This is a genomic window from Clostridium sp. UBA5119 (assembly GCF_002414285.1).
In the GTDB taxonomy this organism is placed as follows: domain Bacteria; phylum Bacillota; class Clostridia; order Clostridiales; family Clostridiaceae; genus Clostridium_J; species Clostridium_J sulfidigenes.
Map to the genome: position 1 here is coordinate 28512 of NZ_DHYX01000107.1, position 2843 is coordinate 31354.

3 protein-coding genes are annotated in these 2843 nt (G+C 29.9%); 2 read left to right on the forward strand and 1 reads right to left on the reverse strand.

Annotated features, from left to right (window positions below; translation table 11 throughout):
- On the reverse strand, positions 1-1276 hold a 1276-nt coding region (locus B2671_RS16330; RefSeq protein WP_346871349.1), incomplete at its 3' end, for a DUF4317 domain-containing protein.
- Positions 1277-1638: 362 nt separating this feature from the next.
- Between B2671_RS16330 and B2671_RS16335 the strand changes: the two genes are divergently transcribed.
- Positions 1639-2121 (forward strand): HIT family hydrolase, encoded by a 483-nt coding sequence (locus B2671_RS16335; RefSeq protein WP_346871350.1) that lies wholly within the window; start codon positions 1639-1641, stop codon positions 2119-2121.
- Positions 2122-2190: 69 nt separating this feature from the next.
- On the forward strand, positions 2191-2843 hold a 653-nt coding region (locus tag B2671_RS16340; protein WP_346871351.1), incomplete at its 3' end, for a class I SAM-dependent methyltransferase.

Here is a 2843-nt window from a genome sequence, read left to right on the forward strand (position 1 = left end):
CATCAATTATTTGAGATTTTATTTGAGGTATCTTTTCAGGTTTTACTTGAAGTATAACGTCATAGTCAGGAGCATCCTTATTATCTTCTGAATTTATATCCAAAGCTTTCTCTAAATTAGTTTCTAAAGTTTCTTCTAAAATCACATTATCATCATTAACTTCTGTAGACAGGAGCGTTTCACTATCTACAGAAGTTTCTTGTTTAACTTCCTCCAGTTTAGTTTGAAGTATTTCTACTTGTTTTTGAAGGTGTTCTTCCTTCTTTCTTTGGGCATTTACCTTAAGTGCCTTTGAATCAATTAAATTTTCTGCTAAAGGAAGATCATCACCAAAGTTTTCTACATAGGATTCTTCAATCTTAGAAGTGATTTCTTCTGGAACTCCACTTTCTATTAAAAGGTTTTGTATATCCTTCTTTGTTAAGCTTATAGGTTCACAATCTGCATCATCATATATAGCATTGTATTCCTCTACCATAGCACTTAGATTTTCTTGTACTTCCATAAAAATTTTATCAGCCTTCTTTTCTTCAGTACTAAAAGAATCTTTAATAATTGACTCAAATGTTTCTTTTTGCAAGGTAGCAGTTTGTTTTGAATAACAACCCAAGGCATTTTCCATTAATTCAGGATGGGTATCCTTTGCATTTTTGGTGTAATACATAATAGAGTTGACATCTGAACTACGCTCAATAAAAGCAGGAAACATAAAGCCATTAGTTGGAGCATCAACTACCCAATCTCTAATACGTGCTTTTATTTTATTTTCTTCTTCAAAGTATCTAAGACCAGGCTCAGAAAGTGAAACAGGGCATATTGCACATAACACATATTCATATACTTCTTCAGATTCATCTAACTTTGCATTATCAGTGGTTTTAGTAATAATATCATAAGCGTCATGAAAAATAAGTATTATAAAATTACCGGTAAAATCATAATTATCAATAATTAAATTATAAAAATTATCAAGGAGGTCATCATCTTTTAATTGACTTTTTTTAAGCTGCATAAGAGAAATTTGTCTTTCATTCACATAGTCTTCATTAATTGGAAAGGTAAGTTCTAAAATATTATTTCCAATAGTTCCAGACAGTACTTTTTTAGCAATTTCTAAGTACTTAAAGTATTCATCCTCATCTAAATTTAGAAAAGATTCTCTAAACTTTAAAATGATATTTTTTTCTCCATTAACATAGCAACCACACAACTTAGTGAAGGTACAATGATCTTTTTTCAACCGTCTTTTTAACTCAAGTATATCTTTTTTTCTCATATATAAACTCCTCAATCTAGTATTTTTCTATTTGTAGGTATTATTAACTATACAGAAAGGCATCACTATATTCATTCCAATAAACAGAGTTCTTAGTATNNATCAGTATTTTCGATACTTAGGACTCGTTGTCCTTTAGGATAAATAAGTCCATGTAAGTAAAACCAAAGATTTGAACACTCACTTAAGTATAATATTTTTTTCATCTTAATTAAAGGGTTTATTGGGTAAAGTAAATACAGATGATATGAAAATAATAAGCATACCTAGAATATATCTGGTATAATAAGGTTATGTTTCCATATAGAAGGTTGATAGAGAAACATTATTATTTACATTATCAGGAGTTATGGAGGTTCAAAATGGGGTTTAAAGATTTTATGAATAATCAGTGGCCAGATCAATGTATGGGATGTTCCATTGGAAAGAATGATATGGTGCCACCAGGTGGAATAATATATGATACAAAGAACTTTGTTCTTCATCAAGATCCAGATGTTCCACTTAGTGGATTTTTAATCGCAGCATCTAAAAAGCACGTAAGATCCATTGCGGAGCTAACCTTAGAGGAGTCTACAGAACTTTTTGAGTTAGCTTACAAAGCAAGAGTTGCAATGAAAAATATATGTGATATTAATGAGGTTACTATTATTCAAGAAGAACGATCAGGTCACTTACATTTATGGTTATTGCCAAGGTATCAATGGATGAATGATAAGTTTGGTAATTCTTTAAGTAATATAAGAGAAATAATGAGCTATATTAAAGAAAATCTTAAAACAGAAAATAATTTAGAAGAAGTTTTATTAGTAGCAGAAAAACTAAAACAGGATTTTACTAAATAAGTTATATATTAAGAATAGGATATTTAGAGGAAATATTTTAGTATTGAATAATAAGAATGGAGTGGTTATATGTCTAGAGCAAATGACAGAGATATAGTTAGAGTGCAGTATAATTCAGATAAGAATTTAAATACTAGACAAGCTTTACATGATGGTTTTAGTACAAATAAGTATGGATGGTTTAATTGGGTATTTGATCAATATAAGTTTAAGCCTAATGATAGAGTTATTGAATTTGGATGTGGGAATGGAAGCACATGGGCTAATAATAGAAATAGGATACCAAAGGATATCCAGGTAATTCTCACAGATTTGTCTGAAGGTATGTTGAGATCAGCAAAAGATAACCTTTTAGGAATTGATGAAGTATTTGATTATTCTGTTAGTGATATACAAAATATTGAATATGAAGATAGATCATTTGATTGTGCCATTGCTAATCATATGCTTTACCATGTTCAAAATAGAGATTTAGCAATCAGTGAAATTGCACGTATACTTAAAGCAGATGGAACCTTTTATGCTACTACCAATAGTCTTTATAATATGAAGGGACTAAAAGATTTAGTGAAAGGTTTTGATTCTCAGATTAATTATTCATCCTTTTCAGTTGCAAAGGAATTTGGTATAGAAAATGGAGCAGAGCAGTTATCAAAGCATTTTGATTCTGTTGAAACTTTAGTGTATGAAGATTCCCTTCATATAACAGAGGCAAAGCCTTT